A 20,132-nucleotide genomic window follows, 5' to 3' on the forward strand; every position below is an offset into this window, starting at 1 on the left:
CCAACCGAACCCACGGATCTACCCACCTGAAGCAGACCGGCGGACCCGTGGGTTCAAGCTGAAGGACCTTCGGCTTCCTTGAACCCACGGGGATCTAGGGGTGCCGGTAAGAACCGTGTCACCAGCCGCAAACGAGCGGTCAGGGCTTCGTGACCACGGTCTTCTTGGGCTGGCGGGGGACGGTTTTGGTCTTGTCGAGGTGCCCGTACACCGTCGACCTGGGCACGCCGAACATGTCGGCGATCTGCTGGACGGTCTTCTCTCGCTCGTCGTAGAGCCGTTGAGCAAGCGCGGCCTGGTCCTCGGTGAGCTTCGGGCGGCGACCCCCGACGCGGCCGCGGGCCCGCGCGGAGGCGAGCCCATCGTTCGTATTCGCCACGATCAGCTCCCGCTGGAGTTCGGCCAGTACGGACAGCACGCCGAACATCGCGCGGCCCTCCATGGTGGCGGTGTCGATGCCCTGCTCGATGACGTGCAGGCCGATCCCGCGTTCGCGCAGCTCGGCGCCGAGAGTGACCAGGTGCAGGACGGAGCGGGAAAGCCGGTCGAGCCGGGTGACCTTCAACGTGTCGCCCTCGCGCATCAGCTGCATGACGAGATCGAGTTTGGGGCGGGAAGCTTTCGCGCCGCTGGCGACCTCGACGTGGATGTTGTCACGGTCGACGCCGTTCCGGAGAAGTGCGTCGATCTGATGATCAGGGTTCTGGTCGGCCGTCGATGTGCGGCAGTAGCCGAGAAGCATTGTCGGAAACTACCGCAACGACCGTTCGCCGACGTTGATTTCCGACGCGAGTTGCCGACAGTGCCCACCTGCGGGTTCGTCAACACGAGTCCGAGTGTCGGCAGACGTTCGTTTGCCGACACTCGCCCCGCGGCGCTTCTCGGGTGCTGTCCGCGCGTGCCTCGCGGACAGCACCCTGCACCCTGTCATTTTTCCCCGCACCCTATTCGGTACGCAGGGCGGTTGCGGCGCGAGTGCGGGCGGCCCATCCGGCGGGCAGGAGTGCGCCCAGGCTGGCAATGAGCAGGCCGCCGAGTCCAAGCAGGACCAGTTCGGGCGTGTGGTAGACGTCGATGACGGAGGCGGGCATGTTGATTCCGGCGCTGTGTCCCATGGAGGGCACGGTCAACGCCTGCAGAGCCGCTCCGGTCGGTACCCCGATGGCACCACCGATCAGGCCGCTCACGACAACTGACGAGATGACCATGGCAATGGTCTGCAGGGGGGTCATACCCAGCGCCTTGTGGACGCCGAGGTCGTGGACGCGTTCGCGGGTGTCGAGGACGACGGCATTGAGCACGCCCAGGCCGGCGGTGACGACGAGCATCAGCGTGAGGATTGCGGTCAGTGTGTTGAGGGCGAGGATCACATCGCTCTTGCCGGACTCGTGCGGCTGGGTGGTGACGCCCAGGGGGCGCAGCGCGGTGTTCAGGGTGTTGCTGTAGCTGACCACGTCCGTGCCGGGCTTCACCGTGATGGAGTAGGTGAGGGGACGCAGGTCCGGCTCGGCGGTGGCGAGCGTGGAGGCGTCGGTGAGGACTTCCATGGTCTGCGTGTGGGGGTCGAAGACCTCGCCGGTGATCCGGACTGGGATCGCCAGGCCGTGGTCGTCCAGGGTGACAGTGTCCCCGATGTGGGTGTCGGTGGCGGTCAGGAAGGTGGTCGGCACGACGGCCTGGCCCGGTCCGTGGAACCAGCTTCCCGAGACCATCCGGTAGCCGGCCCCAGAGGCGTCGCCGGTGAACGCGAAGACCGTGCTGGTGCCCCTGATCCCCGGGACAGTCACCTCTGTCGTGGCGGTGCCGTAGTACGCCTTGGTCCCGGCTTGGGCGTTGACCGCCGCGGTGACCGCGGCGGGATCGGCCCCGATCGGCGGCCGGGTGAGGGCGCCGGGACCACCGGGCGCGCGTTCAGGGCCGATGACGACGTCGGCGGTGTCGTGGTTCTTGGCGGCCTGGACTTGGCTCAAGGAGCTGCCGATGCCGATGGCGAAGGTGACGGCGGTGGCGCCGAACATGATCGCCGCGACCATCGCGACCGTGCGGGCGGGACGGGTGAAGGGGTGGGCCAGGCCGAGACTGACCGGTCGCGGAAGCGGGAGCTTGGCGGTCAGCCTGGCCGCCCACCGGCCCCGGCCGGGACGAGGGGTGCGTCCGACCGCGAGCGCGTCGACGGTACGCAGCCGTCCGGCCCGCAGTGCCGCTGCCCATGCGGTCACGCCCGCCAGGCCCAGCGCCCCGGCGATCACCGCGACGTCGACCCACGGGGCGACGCCCGAGGCCGTCGTGCCGTAGACCTGGTCGGTCGTGGACAGCACCGGGACGGCGAGGAGGTTGCCCGCGACGACGCCGATTGCGGCGCCGACCGCCGCCGGAACCAGCGCCTGGCCCATGTAGGCCCGCACGACCTGGGCCGGGGTGAAGCCGATGGCCTTGAGGATGCCGATCCGGCGCACGCTCACACCGACTGCCCCGGCGACGACGTTGCCCACGATGAGGACCGCCATGACCACACCCAGGATGCCGAAAGCGATGAGGAACGGCACGAACAGCGCGGTGTTACGGTCGGTGCCCTGTTTGACGTTGAGCCAGGACTGCACCCCGGTCAGCGCTCCCGCCGGGACCGCTGCCGTCACCGCAGCGCGGTCAGCGGCGATCTGCTTGGTGGTGCCGGCCGTAGCAAAGCGGTAGAGCATCTGGTAGCTACGGGAGGCGCCGGGCGCGGTCAGCGAGGCGATCTGTGAAGGTGTCACCCAGCCGTCGGCGGTGCCGCTGACCGAGCGGGCCACGCCGACTACGGTCAGCCTCGGGCTGCCGGGAAGGCCAGGGACCTCAAGGGTGGCGCCCAGACGAGTTCCCGGGCCCGAGAAAGACAGCACGATCTGGCCCGGGCCGGTCACCCACCGCCCCGCCGTCAAGGTGACGTCGTCGACGGGACCGCCGGGATCGGCGCGGCCGACCACCGTCATCGGAAGCAGGCCGACGCCCGCGAGGGCACCGGCGTTGGACCCACCGCGCGGGGTGACCACCACGGTCGGGAAAGGGCCGGAAGCCGCAGTGACGCCGGACGCGTGCGCGGAGGCGGACAGCTGCCCGGCCGCGGCCTTGCCCGCGTCGAACTGCGCGGTCAGATGCGCCCCGTGCTGCCCGGCAAAAGCAGTGTCGAAGGGTGCGCTGGAGGCAACCAGCAGCGACCCGCCCAGAACGGACGCGGTCACCGCCATCATCGCGGCAAGACCGGTCACCAGCGTCTGCACCCGGCGGCGGCCGACCCCCGAGCGGACGACCTTCCCCAGGGCGCTCATCGGGCCGTCTCCATCGGGAAGTCGGCGGCGATCCGGCCGTCGACGAGCTGGATCGTGCGCGTCGCGCAGGCCCGCGCCAACGCCACATCATGGGTGACCAGGACGATGGTCTGCCCGTCGGCGTGCAGGTCGTTGAGCAACTCCCTGACACCCTCACCCGCCTTGGTGTCCAGCGCACCGGTCGGCTCGTCCGCCAACAGCAGTGGCGGGCGGTTCATCAGGGCCCTGGCCACCGCGACGCGCTGCCGCTCACCACCGGACAGCCGGCCGGGGTAGGCGCGGGCATGGCGGTCGATTCCGAGCGCTTGGAGCAGTTCCGCCGCACGTCTGTCCGCCTCACCGCGCCCCATCCCTGCCAGTTGCGCCGGCAGCACGACATTGTCGGCAACGGTGAGGTCGTCGAGAAGGTTGAAGAACTGGAAGACCATGCCGACGCTGGCCCTCCGGTACCGCGCCGAGCCGCTCTCACCGAGCTCGTCGACTCGCACACCGGCCACGGTGACTGTGCCCGTGCTCGGCCGGTCGAGACCGGCGATCAGGTTGAGCATGGTGGATTTGCCGCTGCCGGACGGACCGAGGATGGCCACCGCCTCTCCGGACTCGACGGTCAAGGACACCTCTTGCAGGGCGGGCGGCCCCTCGTCGTAGCTGCGGCTCACATCGCGCAGTTCGATCAACGGCGTGGTCATGGTCGTCTCCCAGGGTGGGCCTGTCTGGCCTGGTCGACGCTAGGTGGGCTGCCGGGCACAGTGCGTCGGCCCCAGGAGGCATTCCCCATACCGCGCCAGGGTGAGGCCGACCCGTGTCATCCCTGCGATGTAGTCCACGGATGTATCGCAGATGATCATCCAGGTGGATGTCGCGAGGCCGGGAGCAGCGGTGAGAATGAGCAGATGGTGAACCTGCCGACAGCGGACCGACTGCGAGAACTGACCGGCCGCACGGTACGCCCGACCGGTCAGCTGCCCCGGCCCGCTCGGCGCAGCCGGGCATTCGACGCAGCATTGGCTCTGCTCCTCGCCACCGACGGCATCCGCTACATCACGATCATGAACGAGGGGGCTGGGCCTGCCTCCTGGGCCGGCTCCGTGCTCCTCGTGCCGCTCGTCTCGGCGCCCTTGGCCCTCCGTCGCCGGTATCCGCTGACGGTGCTGTGGACCGTGATGGCTGTGACTCCGCTGATCATGCGCGACTCCGGCGACATCGCCTTCTACGGCGGCATGGTCTGCCTCGTCGCCGTCTACAGCGCTGCGGCCTACTGCCCGCACCGGGTGCCTACGCTGGTGAGCCTGCCGGTGGCAGCCACGGTCCTGGCGGTCCTGTTCACCAACGCGCAACTGCCCGAGTTCCCGAACGGTGTCATCGCGGTCCTGGTCCTCGTCCCGGTCTTCGCCGCAGCGTACGAGTTTCGCATGTGGCGGCGGCGGGTCGATGAGGGGCGCGCACAGCTGTCCGCGCTGGAACGCGAGCAGGTCGCGGCGCTGGACCGGGCGGTCGAGCTGGAACGCGCCCGCATCGCCCGCGAGTTGCACGACGTGGTGACGCACAACGTCAGCGTGATGGTCATCCAGGCCGGCGCCGCACGCAAGGCCATGGATACGGCCCCCGACCAGGCCCGCGAGGCGCTGCTCGCAGTCGAGAGCGGCGGCCGGGCAGCTATGAGCGAGCTGCGTCAGGTCATGGGGCTGCTCACGACGGACGCCGAAGGCCCCGATGCGGACGCGTCGGTGGATCTCACGCCGCAGCCGGGCCTCGACCGGCTGGAGGCCCTGGTCGCAGGAGTGCGGCAGTCCGGGATGGCGGTCGAGTTGACCTTGAGGGGGCAGCCCCGCCCCATCCCGCCCGGCGTCGAACTCGCTGCCTACCGGGTGGTACAGGAAGCGCTGACGAACACCGTGAAGCACGCGAGCGGCGCGGCCTCGGCAGTGATCGTCGAATATGCCGCCGACCAGCTGCGCGTGGAGGTCGCCGACACTGGTGGCCGCCCGAGCGCCTCCGCGACCGCTGGTAACGGGCGCGGACTCATCGGCCTGCGCGAGCGCCTCGCCGTCTACGGTGGAAGCCTGCACACCGGCCCCAGACCCCGCGGCGGCTTCCGCGTCACCGCACTGGTGCCCCTGGAGGCATTGTGACCGAGGCGCTGCGCGTAGTGGTTGCCGACGACCAGGCGCTGGTGCGTACCGGCTTCAGGATGATCCTGGCGTCCGAGGGCATCGAAGTGGTTGCCGAAGCGGACAACGGCGTTGAGGCCGTCGACGCGGTCAGGCGCACCCTGCCCGACGTGGTCCTGATGGACATCCGAATGCCGGAAATGGACGGCCTGGAGGCCACCCGGCGCATCCTCACCGGCACCGATATGGGCGCAGACGGCCTGCGCGTGATCATCCTGACCACCTTCGACCTCGACCGGTACGTCTACGCCGCGCTGTCCGCAGGGGCCAGCGGCTTCCTCCTCAAGGACGTCAGCCCCGAACATCTCACAGCCGCCGTCCGCATGGTACGCACCGGCGACGCGCTGCTGGCCCCCGCCATCACCCGGCGCCTGGTCGAGCGGTTCGCCCACCGAGACTCCGCAACCGCGGCGGTCCACCGCGACATTGCAGCGCTCACCCCGCGCGAACTCGAAGTCATGCGCCTGCTCGCCCGGGGGCTGAGCAACTCCGAGCTCGCCGACCGCCTCCGCCTCTCCGAGGCGACCGTCAAGACCCACGTCTCCCGCATCCTCGCCAAGCTCGGACTCCGCGATCGCGCCCAAGTTGTCGTCGTCGCCTACGAAACGGGCCTGGTCAGCGTCGGCGGAACCGAGCCCGCTTCGCCGCCGCCCACCGGTCAGCAGCAAATGTGACCAGCCGCTTCACGACGTCTGAACACCCTCAGGGTGTGGCCACATGCCCATACGATCCTCAGCCGGCTTTCTGTCGTCCGTCTCTTCCACAGCACGGGGTCCGGGCACCGTGGTGGTGGAAGCAAGGTTCAGGCGGGCGGCCATGTTGAGGTTTACCTCCCCGTACGGGCGCACGTGGGACCAGAACAGCGGGGTCAGGCCGCGCCGGTCGGCGGGCGTGAGGAGGTCGGCCCACGCCGGTTCGCCGAGGATGTCCTGGAGCATCAGGGTGTTCACGAAGACCAAAGCCGACTGGAGGATCCGTAGGCACAGGACGAACATCTCCTGTTCGTCGCGCCGGTTCGAGGCGATCTCGCCGCCCTTGCCGTAGGCGATCACGGAGTTGGCGCCGTTGGAGGACTCCATCACGTTCAGGCCCTCCTCGATCTCCCGCTGAAGGTCGCGCAGCCGCAGGTAGCGGGCGACGAAGATGGTCTTCTGGGCGCGGCCGACCTCCAGCATGGCCGCGTAGGTGGGGTGGGAGGCGTTGCGAGTGAAGCGCCGCAGGATCGCCTCGGTGGATGCGGTCCGTGTACGGATCGCGGTGGCATCGCGGTGGCATATTTGATCATCTGGTCGTATTGCTGGGCGATGAGTTCCCAGCGGATCGGGCGGGTCAGCGCTGGGGTCAGGCGCGGGTAGGCGTCCGCCTCGCCGGCCGCCGGACGGTAGAGCTTCACCTTGTTGATCCGCTTGATCCTGGGCAGTAGGTCGAAGTTCAGCAGTCTCGTGACGCCGAAGCCGATTTCCGACTTTATATGGACAGTTCAAGTTGATCATCCTTCCGTGTGTCTTCGGAGTGCTGGAGGGGCGGTCGCATTCGGCCATTCCGTCCCAGATGGCCGGTGCCACTCGGCGGGCGGCTGGGCCCCGGGGTGCACATTTGAGGGTGATCACCTCGCTGTGCAGACCCAGGTGGGCCCGTGACATCCTGTGGCAGTGCTTTTGAGCGATCACGACAGCAGTGTCGAGCTCCGCCTGCTGCGTTATCAGTTCTCCGAGGTTCGGGGTGACTCATACGACGACAACTGGCTGGTCGTCGGTGGAGCGGTGACGACTCCCGAGGGCAGCTGGTCCTTTGCCGACCCGTGTCTGCTGACCGATGAAGCCCGTGAGGTGTCAGATTGGTTGCGCGCGGTGGCCGCGGGGAAGGTGGCTGTGACCGGACCTGACACCGAGGGCTGGTTGTCCCCGGACACGTGGTTCGTGGAGCCGGTCCTGGCCGTTAGCCTCGCCGATCGAAGTGACAGTGGGACGGTGATTCGCGTTCACCTGTCCTTGGAGGCGGCACCCCCATGGCAGCAGGGCGATGACCGGGCGGACATTTACCAGTACGTCGTGGAGGTGCGGGTGGATACGGCTGCGCTGCTTCACGCAGCTGACCATTGGGACCTTGCTCTGGCTTCCTTCCCGACTCGCTGATCAGCAGTGATCCTTCTCCAGGGTGTCGGTGGGGTCTTCGAGGGGCTGGCCGAGGTCGTTCAGGAGCTTCTCGATGCGGCCGGCGGTGCAGTGGTGGCGCTCGACTTCGCGTGCCCAGCCGTGATTGGCGGCATCGGTGGCGAGGGCATTCTCGACCTTGCGTCTCGCCCGTAGCCGTGGTGCATAGGCCGGGGTCGTGACGAACTTCGCGCAGGTCAGGTAGAGATCGCACTCGCAGGGCCCCTCGGCGGGGAGCCGCAGGCAGTGCCCGAGTTCGAGTTCAGTCTTGAAGAAGTTCGTCTTCAGCCAGTCGACGGCTTCCTCCGGCAGAGCGCCTGACTTCAGCTCCTCGGAGGCGGGGCCGGCGATGTTGGCGCCCGGTTCGAGGACGGCCTTGTAGTCGCGGAGGACTTCCTGGTCGCTGATCTGCGCATAGACGAGGGCCATGGACACGCTGGAGTGCCCGAGAACCTTCATGATCGTGTGGAGTTTCGCGCCGCGCTCGGCGAGCTGTGTGCCGACGGTGTGACGGAAGCGGTGGGCGGTGACGGTGCCGCCGCGTCCGCCGGGGCGGACCAGTCCAACGGCCTTGCAAGCGGCCTGGATCGGGGTCTCGAACAGGTAGTACGTCGACAGCAGCTTGCCGTGCTGCATGAACAGATAGCGCACCGGCTGCCCTGTCAGTTCGTCGGTGAAAGGTCGTTCCCGCCTCTGTCTGCGCAGGTCGATGACCTTCTGGAGGGCGTCCGCCGCGTCGTCGTGCAGGGGCACGACGCGCTCCTTGTAGGTCTTGCGGGCGGGCAGCCGCAGCCGGGCGGTGCCGTCCGGGTAGCGGTCCAGGCAGTCGAGGGGCAGGCGGCGGATTTCGTCCCGGCGGGCTCCGGACCAGCGGGCGACCAGCAGGGCGGCTCGCTGGAAAGGGCAGGCGATGGTGTCGATGACGGGCATCAAACGGTCCAGCTCGTCGTCCGGGATGAACCGGGGGACCTTGATCGGCGACTTCGGTGAGTCGCCGGGGCCGATGAGGCTGTGTCCGGGGACGTCGTCCCACTGCCAGGCTGCGGTATCGCGGAAGAACTGTCCCAGGCCGGAGGTCCGCTGGATCCGGGAGATGACGCCGAGGGGTTTGCCGGTCCGCTCGGTCGGTTCCTCGGCGATGTGCTGGAGCCAGGCGAGGCAGTGCTCACGGGTGACGTCGGCGAATGTGGCGACCTCGGGGTGGTGTTCGCCGAGCCAGTTACCGAAGCGGCGGACCGCGAGTTCCAGCTTGTCCACCGTGACCGGGCGGTCGGTCAGCCTGCGGGCCGCGAGCCACTTCTCGGCGACTGCCTGCATCCGCGGAGGCAGCACCAGTGGCGGTTTCCACGAGGGCATCAGCTTGCGGGGCTGGGTGGCCACCTGGCCGCGGTGGAAGAGCACGACCTGGAGCTGGTGGAGGTGGGTGACCCAGTTCTTGGCGGCGCCCTCCAGATAGCGCTGCCGGGACGGGTAGAAGCGTTCCAGGTCAGGGTGGTCGGCGAAGAACCGGATGGCCTGCAGTGCCTCGGCGATGTGGTCCTCGGTGATCGCGGTGACGTCGAAGACGCCAGTGTGCAAGGTGATGCGGCTGACCGACCAGTGCATGGCCTGACGTGCGGAGTTCGGGTTGAACCCCAGGCCGATCGCGTCCTCGACGAGTTCTTTGGCGCCCAGATCGATGCCCAGAACGGCGGCCGGCTCGACGATGGCGAGCTGTCCAGGGGCGAACAGCCACGGGTAGTCGAACGTGGTGTAGCCGCGCAGCCCGAGATAGACCAGGTAGGTGCGGGCCCGGAAGGACACCGGGTAAGACGGGCGGTGGAAGGGCTCGCCGTGCAGACGCCCGACCCGCTCGACCAGCGGGGCACCGAACCAGCCGGCCAGCTTGGGCCAGCGGTCGATGAACTGGCGCCGGAACCGCAGCTTCTGAAGCTGGTACTGCCGGTTGCCGCCCTGGTCCTGGACGTAGGAACGCCATTCTTCGTCCGGGCAGTGCCGACGGTGACGCCGTTGCTGGGGAATGAGACCGGGGCTGGCCAGCATCGCCGCCGTGGACACCCCTTTCGACCTCACTTCGCCTCCTGCGTCGGTGCGTCGTTCCTGACCAGAGCGCGGTTGTACTCGGCGACCACGGCCGGATCGGAGACCCGGGTGTAAATACGAGTTGATTCCGGAGAGGCGTGACCGAGTCGCTTCTGCAGCGTGAGCTCCCTCATCCCGCCCTCCCACATGCGCGTGGCGTGCGTGTGGCGCAGGGCGTGCGGGGTCACCCAGGGCTCGCGGATCCCGGCCCGGGTGCAGGCTCGGGCGAACATCCGCACCAGGCCGTCGTAGCCGAGCGGCTCCAGCCTCCGGGCGCCGCGACCGCCGATGAGGAACACCAGCGGGGTCTCCGCCTCGGCGGGCCGGTCGCCCAACACGTAGGCGCTGACCGCGGCCAGGGCCTCGGGCTCATGCAGGTCCACGACGCGCTCGTAACGGGACTTCGACCGCGCTCCCTTGGGATGGTCGTCGCGGTGTCGGACCACGACGCGGCGGCGGCCGTAGGCGATGTCCTCCAGGTGCAGCCCGAGGGCTTCGCCGGGACGCAGGCCGCCTTGGAGCATCAGCAGCACCAACGCCCGGTCACGTGTTGACCGCATCTCGGCGAGCAGGGCCTCGACCTGGGCGTCGTCCAATGGCCGGGGTAGGGCCTGGACGGTCTTGACCCGGACTGCGCGGCGTACTGGGCGCTGGCGGCTGGCCCGGCCCATGAACGGGCGGTGCCGGTCGGAAACCCGCTGCAACGCAGGGTCGGGACGCTTCTCGATCGGGTTCGTCCGGTCCAGCAGCCCGGCGAGGATGGCGTACTCGTAGAAGGAGGACACCGCCGCCAGGATGCGGTTCACCGTGGTCGCCGCGAGCTTCGTGGCCGGCCCGTCCGCGGCGGTCGTCACCGTGGTCAGCGTCATTCGCTGGCGCGGACGGCGTGACGGGACCGAGCGTAGGTACTCCAGCAGCGGGATCGCGTGCGGCGGGGCGAAAGCGTCCCAGGTCAGCCCACGTTCACCGAAGAAGCGCCACAGATGACGGAGGTCGTACGCGTACGACACGAGCGTGTTCGGCGAGCACTCACGAGCGGCCAGGAACCGCAGGAACCCCGAGACGACTTCAATCGGCTCACCCCGGTCGTCGAGGAGTACGACCCGGTGCCTGCCATCCTCGCCACGCTGCTGCAACACCTGCACCGCCACCTCCGCAACAGCCCCGCCTGACGGTGCATCTGACCGTCTATCCGGGCTAACGGGGCGTGAGGTGTCCAGGTAACAAGATGGCCGTGCGAGTCGGTGTAGTTGGCCTCGACGTCCATGGTGGTGCCGTGCCGCATGGCGCCCTCGACCATCGCGGCGACCTCGGAGGCGGTGCAGTTGATCAGCTGGGAGTGGATGGCCAGGGACTTCTTCTCCACGTGCCAGTAGATGAGCACCCCCCGGCCGCCGTAGCGGGAGTGCCACTCGGTGAACAGGTTCTGGTCGTAGGCGCGCACGTGTGTGGAGTCGGAGGCGACCGCGGTCGAGCCCTGGCCCCACAGGTCGGGGCTGCGAGCAGCGAAGGTGGCGTTCGCGATCTGGATGGCGATGGCGCTGGCGGCCTCGGCGGACAGGTAGCGACGCCGTACATAGCGCAGTTGTTCCTCGGTGTGGCCGTGGCCGCCGGAGGCGACGGCCTTGATTCCGGTGTTGGTGCCGTAGGCGTAGATCACCAGCAGCAGGCGCTCGGCCAGGACCTCCGCCGAGAGGGAGCCGCCGCCGGAGACCGAGGTGACCGCGTCCAGGCAGCCCGTACGCAGCATCGCTTCCTTGAGCATGTCGATGAGCGGCACGATGCCCCACCGGCGCTGTACCTCGCCCTTGATCCTTCGCAGGTTCTTCGGCTCGGGCTGGGCCTCGGCCGGGGTCAGCCGGATCGCCCCGGACTTCCGCTCAGCGATGTCCAGCCAGGACAGCTTGGGCATCCGGTCATTCAGCAGCGTCAGCTCAGTGGTCATCTGCTCGCGCAGCTCGTCGACGAAGTCGGCGGGGTCGAGCGGTTTGCGCAGCTCGCGGTAGTTCTCCTCGCGCCGCTCGGCGAAGTCGTGGGGCAGGTCCTCATCAGGGTTGCGCCATTTGTCGGCGCCGACGACCCAGATCTCCTTGCACTTGAGCTGGTCGCGCAGGGCCTGGAAGGCGACGACCTCGTAGACCATCCGCACCACCCGGCGCCGGCCCCGCTTGTCGGTGCGGTGGACGACCTCCGCCCAGTCCCCGCCCATCGCCTTGTGCACCGGTACCGTCTCGTCCAGCGGGTAGTACGTGGTGTTGCCCGCCGCCGCGTACCGGGCCACCAGTGCCAATGCCTCGATCACCGGCTGGTGGGTGTGGTTGGACGAACGGAACTCCAGTACGTCGAGCAGCTTGATCAGCCCGCGCCGGTAGTGGTTGGTGTAGGACGCCTTCAAGGTGGTCTGCACCGTGCGCCGGTAGACCGGGCCGCGGGTCTTGAACTCGTGGACCAGCTCCCGCAGAGTCTGCTCCCCGCCCAAGACCGCCGGGTAGACGACCTCGCGGACCGTTCCCTCCGGCTCGCCGATCGACGCCTCGGCGAGCTTGAAGAGGATGTTCTCCTTGCCCGACACCTTCTTGAACGCGTTGACCAGCTGCTCGGTGACCTTCCTCTCCGCCCGCGCCCCGATCCGGTGCACCGTGGAGATCAGCAACTCGACCAGCGTGTCGGTGATCTCCCGCTCCCGCTCGTGCAGCAGCGCGGCCAGCAGCGTCACCCGCAGCGGCAGCGGGTGCGTTCGCAGGTGGGACGGCGATTCCACTGCGGCCCGCGCCCGCCACCCGGCCACCACCTTCGGCGCGACGTCGGCGAACAGGTCCGCCGGCAGCCCGACCGCCCGGACCGTGAGCAGCTTGTCGATCTCGGTGAGCATCGTCTCCAGGCTCACATTGCCCGGAGCCTCCTTGATCTTCCCCAGGACCGGCGGGCCGTCCTCGCCCTCACCCGTACCGGCTTCACCCGGTACGGCGTCGTCCTCCTGGTCGGCGCCGGCGACCAGGGCGACGATCCGCTCTGTGCTCTCCACCGTGAGCCGCGCTGAAATCCTCGCCGTCAGCGTCTCCTCGGCCACTCGCAGCGCGGCGCCCACGATCCGGTCGCACCGCCCCGGAGTCGGCGGCTCAATGCTCTCCGTGCGGCAGCGAGCCAGCAGTTCCACCCGTACCTGCTCCGGCCGCCGCTCCTTGCACGCGAGGTGCTCTGCGAGCCAGGCGGTCAGCTTGTCCGCGTCCGCAACGCTGCACTCACGAAAGCCCAGGTGCCCGCGGATCTGCGCGCGGTGGTACTCGACCGTCCGACCGCTCCACTCATACGCCTCCAGCTCGGCGGCGGGCACCTGTACCTGCCGAGCGACGAACTCCACCGCCTCGCCCGGCAATTCGAACCGGCCCCGGGGAAACCGGCCGTACTGCGTGTAGAACTTCAGCAGCACGGCGAAGCCCAGCCGCGTCGCACCGCGCTTGCCGGACACGAGCCGCTGCTCGTCCTTCAACAGCGTCCAGTGCTCGACCAGGTCGTCCAGGTCCAAAGGGGTACGGGCCACGGTTGTCGATCGTCCTCCCGAGGCCTCACCCCGCGCAGCTGTACGACCCCGGACTCACCCACACGGGTGACACCCTCGCAAGATCACCACCGTTTGCGGCTGGTGACAGCGTTCTTACCGGCACCCCGAGTACGAGCGTGTGTGAGTGCGTGCTGATGCTCCCGGCCCGGGGCTGGGGTGCCGCTGTCCCGGGATGGGAAATCAGGTTCGCCTGTCGAATGTGTGACCTTTCCGGGCGGTGCTCGTTGGGCGGGGTGATCGGGTTTTCGAGGGGCCGTACGGGGGGTGGGCGGGTTGCGGGAGCTTGCGGCGTCGTTCGTTGCCGCCGGCCCCTCGGGGGTGGCAGTCCGTACGCGGTTGAAGCAGCTCGCACCCGCCGATGAGAAGGTGCTCGCTCTGGTCGGTGCGCATCTCGGCTCGCTCGCCTCCCGTGATCTCAAGGCACGGTGCGCTGACGGGCTGGAGCACTCCACCGACACGTGGGCGGCCCGCAAGCGGATCTGACGGCCGAGTCGTCATCGCGGTGGGCAGGTGCGATGACGAAGGCCACGCACGATCAATGGGCGCTGGCCCGTCGCGGGCAGACCGCGCACATCCAGTCTCTTGAGGCCGGTGTCCGTACGATCACGCACCGCCTGTCGCTGCCGGTCGGCCACAAGGGCGCCAAGCGGGCTCCGGGGGGGGCTACCGCTCCGCGCACGAGTGGTTTAACAAGTCCCGCCGCCTGCATGTCCTCGAAGACCGGCTCAACCAGGCACGAGCTGACCGTGAGGCCGGTGTCGTCCGCGTGGCACGAGGCGGTAGACGTCTGCTGGGCACCCGCCACAACCTCGACGCCGCGCAGCTCACCGAGGACCAGTGGCGAAAGCGGTGGGAAGCCGGGCGCTGGTTTCTTCAGGCGGACGGTGAGTCCGGCAAGCGCTTCGGCAACGAGACGATCCGCGTCACCGCGGACGGAGAGGTGAGCATCAAGCTCCCCGCGCCCCTCAGGGAGCTGGCGAACGCCAAGCACGGCCGGTACGTGCTCGCCGCCCCGGTGCGCTTTGCGCACCGGGGGCAGGAGTGGGCCGACCGCGTGGAGGCGAACCGGGCTGTCGCCTACCGCATCCACCTGGACGCAGGCCGTGGACGCTGGTACCTGACTGCCTCCTGGCAGATCCCGCCCGCCAGGACCATCCCGCTGGAAGCCGCCCTGGCTGACGGCGTGATCGCTGTGGACACCAATGCCGACCACCTCGCCGCCTGGCGGCTCGACGTGCACGGCAACCCGACCGGCCGGCCCCGCCGCTTCTCCTACGATCTTTCGGGCACCGCAGATCATCGTGACGCCCAGGTGCGGCATGCCCTGTCCCGGCTGCTGAACTGGGCCAGGACCTGCGGCGTGAAGGCCATCGCCGTGGAGGATCTGGACTTCGCGGCGGAGAAGACCCGCGAGAAGCACGGCCGTAAGCGCCGCTTCAGGCAGTTGATCTCCGGTATGCCCACGGGCAGGCTCCGCGCCCGGCTCACGTCGATGGCCGACGCCACCGGCATCGCGATCATCGCTGTCGATCCGGCCTACACCAGCCGCTGGGGCGCCCAGCACTGGCAGAAGCCCCTCACCAGCAGGACTCGTAAGACGACCCGTCACGATGCAGCGAGCATCGCGATCGGACGACGCGCCCAGGGGTACCCGATCCGGCGACGGACGGCACCGCCCCGCGACGACCAGAGTGATCGTCGCGGGCATCGGACCGTCCAGGCCGGGCCGCAGGCTCCTGGGCGTGAGGGACCCCGCCCCCGCGTTCCCGGACCACGGACACGATCCGTGCAGCCGGACGCGGCGAGTACGCGGGCGACCAGGACACCCAAAACCGTTCGGGATGTCCGCAGTGACCAGGTATGGGTACAACACTCACTCCTGCTCACTGACTAGGAACGGTCACCGCCGTCAGTCGGTGGACGTCCGTCGCCGTTCCCGTGACGCCGGACAGGAAGTCCCGGGCTCTCGGCGAGGCGTGTTCCGTCAGCCAGGCGGGGTCGATGTCGCAGACCGCCACCCGTACCACCGTCCCGTAGAGGGCCAGGGGCAGCGTGTGGACGACCGTGGACGGGAAACTGAGCACCGTCCGGCCTATCGGGCCTCTGCGGGCGATCAGCTCCAGAGGGAGGTCGGGGCGGACCACTTCCAGGCCCGTCTCGACCGCCACTCGGTGGAGTTTCTCCGCGCTCTCGCGGCGGTGCGCGAAATAGCGGGTGGCGCCGTGGGCCGCGGCCAGCGCCCGGACCGCCGAGAGGTAGCGGTCGGCGTCCACGACCCCGGTCTCGACCAGCGAGGTGCCCACCAGGTCCGCGCTCTTCGTCACGCGGGGCGGGCCGAAGCGGTCGCGGGTCCAGGCGAAGTCGTTGGCCGTGATCGTGACGCCGTCGGGGGCGTCCTTGATCGGCATGGCGGAGAAGACCTCGACGCGGTGGTCCGCGCTCGGGGTGAGGCGGCGGCGGGCCGCGCCGGAGACCGGGGCGAACAGCACGTCGCGCAGGCCGGACCGGCCGCCCTTGCGATGCCAGCGCACAAGGCGCTCCCCGCGGGCGAGCTGGCCCACGAACTCCATCGTGGACGTGCCGTCGTCCACCACGACCAGCTCGGCCGCCCTGGTGATCGTCAGCAGCAGTTGGACGTAACGGGAGAACGGGTCGCCCATCACCATCCGTTCCGCGCGCCGCAGCAGCCGGGTGAGGCCGCCGATCGTGCGGAAGGGGGCCATGGCGCCGCCGCGGGCCTCCTCCCAGCGGACGGTGTGGCCTTCCTTGCGGGCCAGTTCGGCCATGCGACGCAGTTGGCCGCGGGTCATCGGGTCGGTCGGGGACAGGACGACGAGCGTGAACCCCGCGCCGGGCTCCTTCCGGTGGAGTTGCCGGGCGTGCGCCCACTCCAGGACGTTCAGGAGCTGCACCGGGCTCTCGACGAAGGCGAGGGTGCGGGGGGTGGGGCCGGTGTTCTTCCCGGCGCGAGGACTCATCGTCGGACGACCATCCCGTAAGGCATCGGAGGGGTACTTCGGGTCACACCGCGATCGGTTCGCCCGCCGCCGCCGCGATCTCCGCCTCCGCGACGACGCCCGACACACGGCGCAGCTTCTTCATGGGGCCGAGCTCGGAGTCGTAGACCTTCTTGACGCCGTCGCCGAGGGACGCCTCGATGGTGCGGATGTCGCGGACGAGACGGTTGAGGCCGCCCGGTTCGACGGAGGCCGCCTGGTCGGAGCCCCACATCGCGCGGTCGAGGGTGATGTGGCGCTCGACGAAGACGGCGCCGAGGGCGACGGCGGCGAGGGAGGTCTGCAGGCCCGTCTCGTGGCCGGAGTAGCCGATCGGGACGTTGGGGTACTCCCGCTCCAGCGTGTTGATCACGCGGAGGTTGAGCTCCTCGGCCTTCGCCGGGTAGGTGGACGTGGCGTGGCAGAGCAGGATGTTCTCCGAGCCGAGGACCTCGACGGCGTGGCGGATCTGCTTGGGCGTGGACATGCCGGTGGAGAGGATGATCGTGCGGCCCGTGCCGCGCAGGGCGCGCAGCAGTTCGTCGTCCGTGAGGGAGGCGGAGGCCACCTTGTGGGCGGGGACGTCGAACTTCTCCAGGAAGGCGACCGCCTCGGTGTCCCACGGGGACGCGAACCAGGCGATGCCCTTCTCCTTGCAGTACGCGTCGATCCGGCGGTACTCGTCCTCGCCGAACTCGACGCGGTGGCGGTAGTCGATGTACGTCATCCGGCCCCAGGGCGTGTCGCGCTCGATGTCCCACTGGTCACGCGGGGTGCAGATCTCGGGGGTGCGCTTCTGGAACTTGACGGCGTCGCAGCCGGCGTCGGCGGCGGCGTCGATCAGCTTGAAGGCGTTGTCGAGGTCGCCGTTGTGGTTGATGCCGATCTCGCCGGTGACGTAGACGGGGTGACCGGGGCCGACGGGGCGCGAACCGAGGAAGCGCAGGCGGGAGTTGATGCTGGTGGGGGTGTTGGCGGGGGTGCTGGTGCTGGTGGGAGTGCTGGAGCTCATGGCGGGACGTTCCTTACCGGGTGAGGGGAGCGGGAGAGGCGAGGGAGGGGCCGAGGATCCAGCCGGCGATCTCCCGGATCGCGCCGTCGCCACCGGGGACGGTGGTGACCGCGCGGGCGGCGCCGCGTACGACGTCATGGGCGCTCGCGACCGCCACCGGCCAGCCGACGAGGGCGAAGCAGGGGAGGTCGTTGACGTCGTTGCCGACGTAGAGCACGCGCTCGGGCGCGACGCCCTGTTCCTCGCACCACTGCTTCAGGGCGAGGTCCTTGCGGTCGATGCCGTGCAGCACCGGGAGCTTGAGCTTGCGGGCGCGGGCGGCGACGACGGGGTTCTGCTCGGTGGACAGGATCAGCATCCGCAGGCCGCTGCGGCGCAGGGCGGCGATGCCGAGGCCGTCGCCGCGGTGGACGGAGACGAACTCCCGTCCGTCGGAGTCGATCAGCACCCGGTCGTCGGTCTGGGTGCCGTCGAAGTCGAGGACGACGGCGTCGATGTCGTCGGCGGTGGGCAGGGCGCCCGGCCGGTCGGCGTCGAAGTGGGGCGCCAACGCCCTGGCGCGGGCCAGGTCGTGCGGGTCGTCGATCTCCAGCACCCGGGCGGGGTCGGTGCGCACGAGTTCGGTGCGGCCGAAGAAACGGTGCCGGTGCTTGCGGAAGCCGGCCGCGTCCATCGCGTAGGCCGCGCCGGTCTCCAGGAAGTCCTGGGGGCGGTCCTGACGGCGGGCGCGGTAGGACTTGTCGTGGTTGACGCCGAAGCCGCCCTCGCTCACCTCGTCCGAGTGGCGCCAGACGAAGCCGTGGAAGGGGGCGACGGTCACCGCGGTGTCCGCGCCCTGCTCGACGACGGCGCCGGCCACCCCGTCGACGTCCTCACGGACGAGGAAGGGGCTGGTGCACTGGACGAGCAGAACGACGTCGACGGACGCCCCGTGCAGCGCCTCGTGGACGTCCAGTGCGTGCAGGACGGCGGCCTCGGAGGTGGCGGTGTCGCCGGCGATGGCGGCCGGGCGCAGCACGACCTCGGCGCCGGCCTCGCGCGCCGCGGCGGCGATGGCCTGGTCGTCGGTGGAGACGACCACGTCCGTGACGAGCCGGGTCGCCCGGCACTCGCGGACCGCCCGGGCGACCAGCGGTACACCGCCCACGGGGGCGAGGTTCTTCGCGGGGACGCCCTTGGAGCCGCCGCGCGCGGGGATCACGGCGAGGACGCGGCGCGCCCGCGCGGGTGAGTCGGACATGGGCACTTCTCCTTGAACGGTCGCAGCGGTCACAGAGGTCGCAGCGGTCACGGAGGTCACAGCTCCCCCATCCGCCGGATCACCGGGGCGACGCGCTGGACTCCATGGCGGTAGGCGCCGCGGGCGGCTCGGCGCACCACGCGGCGGACCGGGCCCGGGTCCTTGTCGGTGGACGGGGCGCCGGACAGGGGGCTGCCGTCGGGGCCGAGGTGGTGGCGGGCGAGGATGCCGGGGAGGTAGCCGGGGGCGGTGGCGGGCGTGTAGTAGGAGGTCAGGGGCGGGAGGCCGCCGGGCCGGTGGAGCAGTTCGGCGATGCGTTCGCGGGCCACATCCCAGGAGGAGGCGTACGAGCCTCCCCCGGAGGGGGCGCCCCCCGGGACGACGCCCTGGCGGGCCACCCACGCCGCGTCGGGGGCGGGGCGGTGCCCGGCGTCGAGCTGGTCCCAGGAGGCGAGGCAGCCGGAGCCGGCGAAGTGGTGGTTGCCGAGCGCCTCGCGCACCCCGAGGTCGGTGAGGACGACCGTGGGGATACCGCGGTGCAGGGACTCCAGGGCGGCCGTCGAGCTGACCGTGACCATGAGGTCGGCACGGTCCAGGACCTCGCCCATGTTTCCGTACACCAGGCGGAAGTTGGGCGGCAGATCGCCCCTGTGTGCCAGCTTCTGGTAGGGCAGCTCCTCGATGTGGGTGGTGTGTTCACCCGGCTTCGAGCGGAGCTTCAGCAGCACCTCGCGCCCGGGGTGCAGCCGCGCGTGCTGCACCAGCCGGTTCAGCAGGTAGGTGCGGTCCCTGCGGTTCTCCGGCACGGAGGGCTGCGCGGCGAAGACGACCGTGTAGGGGTCGTGTTCACCCGTGTACGGGGTACCGCCGAGGAAGGGCAGCGCGACCTCGGTCACGGCTGAGGCGTCGGCGCCGACCCCCTCGTACACGGCGCGGAAACGCTCTGCGTCCTGGCGGGAGTTGGCGAGGACGAGGTCGGCGCCGTGCCGCAGCAGCAGACCGTCGGTGAGCTTCTCGTAGACGACGCCGACATAGCCGGTGACGACGACGGGGCGCGTGCGGGGGCCCGGTGCGTCGTCCTCCCAGATCCGCTTGAGGCCGTGCAGCATCGCCTGGACGCCGCCGCCGACGAGCGCGAGGACGAGGACGTCGTACGAGGTCCGCGTCATCGCGCGCAGGAACTCGACGGCGGTGACCTCGCGCAGGGAGTCGGCGTGCACGCCCACCTCGGCCAGCTGGCGCGGGGTGGGGGTCGCCCGGCCGCGCAGCAGGAAACCGTCGAGGACGGGGGCGGCCTGCGCCTGACGTCCGGCTCCGGTTCCGGCTCCGGCTCCGGCTTCCATGGACGGCGCGATACGGGTCGCGGTCAGCGCACCCCATTTCCATCGGGTGTCGGAGTCCGCGAGGACGGCAATCCGTGGGGTGTTCGCAGTACTTGCTGGCACGGCGAAGACGCTAGAAAGCAAATCCCTGGCTTTGCCCAACCCGTACTCAACGAGACGTTAACAACGCGCCACCGAACACCGAACTGGCCCGTCAACTACCCTTGAGAACATGGGGTGCACTATTCCGACACATTCAGTTCACTCCCTGTCTCCGCGACGGAAAGTT

General features: G+C 69.7%; 14 protein-coding genes and 2 pseudogenes. 4 read left to right on the forward strand and 12 right to left on the reverse strand.

The annotated features are described in order from the left end of the window. Nucleotides 1-139: 139 nt before the first annotated feature. The 3 genes from ACZ5SK_RS38185 to ACZ5SK_RS38195 form a co-directional block, all read right to left on the reverse strand. A complete protein-coding gene (locus ACZ5SK_RS38185) occupies nt 140-742 on the reverse strand; it encodes a recombinase family protein (protein WP_334577633.1) in 603 nt (200 codons plus the stop codon). A 202-nt stretch (nt 743-944) separates the two neighbouring features. Then, complete coding sequence (locus ACZ5SK_RS38190; protein WP_468577170.1) at nt 945-3,305, reverse strand: ABC transporter permease; 2,361 nt, start codon at nt 3,303-3,305, stop codon at nt 945-947. Beyond that, a complete protein-coding gene (locus tag ACZ5SK_RS38195; protein WP_334577641.1) occupies nt 3,302-3,994 on the reverse strand; it encodes an ABC transporter ATP-binding protein in 693 nt (230 codons plus the stop codon). The genes ACZ5SK_RS38190 and ACZ5SK_RS38195 overlap by 4 nt, the downstream gene beginning before the upstream one ends. A gap of 204 nt (nt 3,995-4,198) precedes the next feature. On the opposite strand from ACZ5SK_RS38195, the gene ACZ5SK_RS38200 reads away from it, so the two are divergent. Further along, nucleotides 4,199-5,437, forward strand: coding sequence for a sensor histidine kinase (locus tag ACZ5SK_RS38200; protein WP_334577642.1), 1,239 nt, complete (start codon nt 4,199-4,201; stop codon nt 5,435-5,437). Beyond that, on the forward strand, nt 5,434-6,150 hold the full coding sequence (locus tag ACZ5SK_RS38205) for a response regulator transcription factor (RefSeq protein WP_334577643.1): 717 nt from the start codon (nt 5,434-5,436) through the stop codon (nt 6,148-6,150). The genes ACZ5SK_RS38200 and ACZ5SK_RS38205 overlap by 4 nt, the downstream gene beginning before the upstream one ends. A 9-nt stretch (nt 6,151-6,159) precedes the next feature. On the opposite strand, the gene ACZ5SK_RS38210 is transcribed toward ACZ5SK_RS38205, so the two are convergent. Together ACZ5SK_RS38210 and ACZ5SK_RS38215 are read right to left on the reverse strand one after the other, a co-directional pair. Then, on the reverse strand, nt 6,160-6,792 hold the full coding sequence (locus tag ACZ5SK_RS38210) for a Tn3 family transposase (protein WP_361707268.1): 633 nt from the start codon (nt 6,790-6,792) through the stop codon (nt 6,160-6,162). Further along, nucleotides 6,738-6,947 (reverse strand): annotated as a pseudogene (locus ACZ5SK_RS38215) (Tn3 family transposase); the annotation flags it as partial. The gene ACZ5SK_RS38210 and the pseudogene ACZ5SK_RS38215, both read right to left, overlap by 55 nt. A gap of 181 nt (nt 6,948-7,128) precedes the next feature. Here ACZ5SK_RS38215 and ACZ5SK_RS38220 point away from each other — a divergent pair. Next, nucleotides 7,129-7,611, forward strand: coding sequence for a WapI family immunity protein (locus tag ACZ5SK_RS38220; RefSeq protein WP_307049162.1), 483 nt, complete (start codon nt 7,129-7,131; stop codon nt 7,609-7,611). Here the strand turns inward: ACZ5SK_RS38220 and ACZ5SK_RS38225 are convergent, their stop codons facing one another. From ACZ5SK_RS38225 to ACZ5SK_RS38235, 3 genes are read right to left on the reverse strand one after another with little or no spacing between them, the layout of a single operon-like run. After that, a complete protein-coding gene (locus tag ACZ5SK_RS38225) occupies nt 7,612-9,702 on the reverse strand; it encodes a site-specific integrase (RefSeq protein ID WP_334577644.1) in 2,091 nt (696 codons plus the stop codon). Further along, nucleotides 9,699-10,721, reverse strand: coding sequence for a tyrosine-type recombinase/integrase (locus ACZ5SK_RS38230; RefSeq protein ID WP_468577172.1), 1,023 nt, complete (start codon nt 10,719-10,721; stop codon nt 9,699-9,701). The genes ACZ5SK_RS38225 and ACZ5SK_RS38230 overlap by 4 nt, the downstream gene beginning before the upstream one ends. Continuing rightward, nucleotides 10,664-13,252: a Tn3 family transposase gene (locus ACZ5SK_RS38235; protein ID WP_334577647.1), complete on the reverse strand. Its 2,589-nt coding sequence runs from the start codon at nt 13,250-13,252 to the stop codon at nt 10,664-10,666. The genes ACZ5SK_RS38230 and ACZ5SK_RS38235 overlap by 58 nt, the downstream gene beginning before the upstream one ends. Nucleotides 13,253-13,537: 285 nt before the next feature. On the opposite strand from ACZ5SK_RS38235, the pseudogene ACZ5SK_RS38240 reads away from it, so the two are divergent. Then, nucleotides 13,538-15,167: pseudogene (locus tag ACZ5SK_RS38240) on the forward strand (nuclease/transposase family protein). On the opposite strand, the gene ACZ5SK_RS38245 reads toward ACZ5SK_RS38240, so the two are convergent. The 4 genes from ACZ5SK_RS38245 to ACZ5SK_RS38260 are packed head-to-tail and all read right to left on the reverse strand — an operon-like array spanning nt 15,157 to nt 19,966. Next, nucleotides 15,157-16,251: a hypothetical protein gene (locus tag ACZ5SK_RS38245; protein WP_468577174.1), complete on the reverse strand. Its 1,095-nt coding sequence runs from the start codon at nt 16,249-16,251 to the stop codon at nt 15,157-15,159. The pseudogene ACZ5SK_RS38240 and the gene ACZ5SK_RS38245 sit on opposite strands and share 11 nt — an antisense overlap. A gap of 43 nt (nt 16,252-16,294) precedes the next feature. Then, the gene (locus ACZ5SK_RS38250; RefSeq protein WP_468577175.1) at nt 16,295-17,281 is read right to left on the reverse strand and encodes an N-acetylneuraminate synthase family protein; all 987 of its coding nucleotides are present in this window, start codon (nt 17,279-17,281) and stop codon (nt 16,295-16,297) included. Nucleotides 17,282-17,294: 13 nt separating this feature from the next. Further along, nucleotides 17,295-18,521 (reverse strand): N-acylneuraminate cytidylyltransferase, encoded by a 1,227-nt coding sequence (locus tag ACZ5SK_RS38255; protein ID WP_334577650.1) that lies wholly within the window; start codon nt 18,519-18,521, stop codon nt 17,295-17,297. A 56-nt stretch (nt 18,522-18,577) separates the two neighbouring features. Further along, nucleotides 18,578-19,966 (reverse strand): DUF6716 putative glycosyltransferase, encoded by a 1,389-nt coding sequence (locus ACZ5SK_RS38260; protein WP_361707088.1) that lies wholly within the window; start codon nt 19,964-19,966, stop codon nt 18,578-18,580. Between the last annotated feature and the right edge of the window lie 166 nt (nt 19,967-20,132).

It is taken from the genome of Streptomyces sp. NPDC031474 (genome assembly GCF_055581185.1).

Excerpts from the sequence above, each read along its gene's own strand:
- ACZ5SK_RS38185 (WP_334577633.1), bottom strand. The coding sequence starts at position 742 with ATGCTTCTCGGCTACTGCCGCACATCGACGGCCGACCAGAACCCTGAT.
- ACZ5SK_RS38190 (WP_468577170.1), bottom strand. The coding sequence starts at position 3,305 with ATGAGCGCCCTGGGGAAGGTCGTCCGCTCGGGGGTCGGCCGCCGCCGG.
- ACZ5SK_RS38195 (WP_334577641.1), bottom strand. The coding sequence starts at position 3,994 with ATGACCACGCCGTTGATCGAACTGCGCGATGTGAGCCGCAGCTACGAC.
- ACZ5SK_RS38200 (WP_334577642.1), top strand. The coding sequence starts at position 4,199 with ATGGTGAACCTGCCGACAGCGGACCGACTGCGAGAACTGACCGGCCGC.
- ACZ5SK_RS38245 (WP_468577174.1), bottom strand. The coding sequence starts at position 16,251 with ATGAGTCCTCGCGCCGGGAAGAACACCGGCCCCACCCCCCGCACCCTC.
- ACZ5SK_RS38250 (WP_468577175.1), bottom strand. The coding sequence starts at position 17,281 with ATGAGCTCCAGCACTCCCACCAGCACCAGCACCCCCGCCAACACCCCC.
- ACZ5SK_RS38255 (WP_334577650.1), bottom strand. The coding sequence starts at position 18,521 with ATGTCCGACTCACCCGCGCGGGCGCGCCGCGTCCTCGCCGTGATCCCC.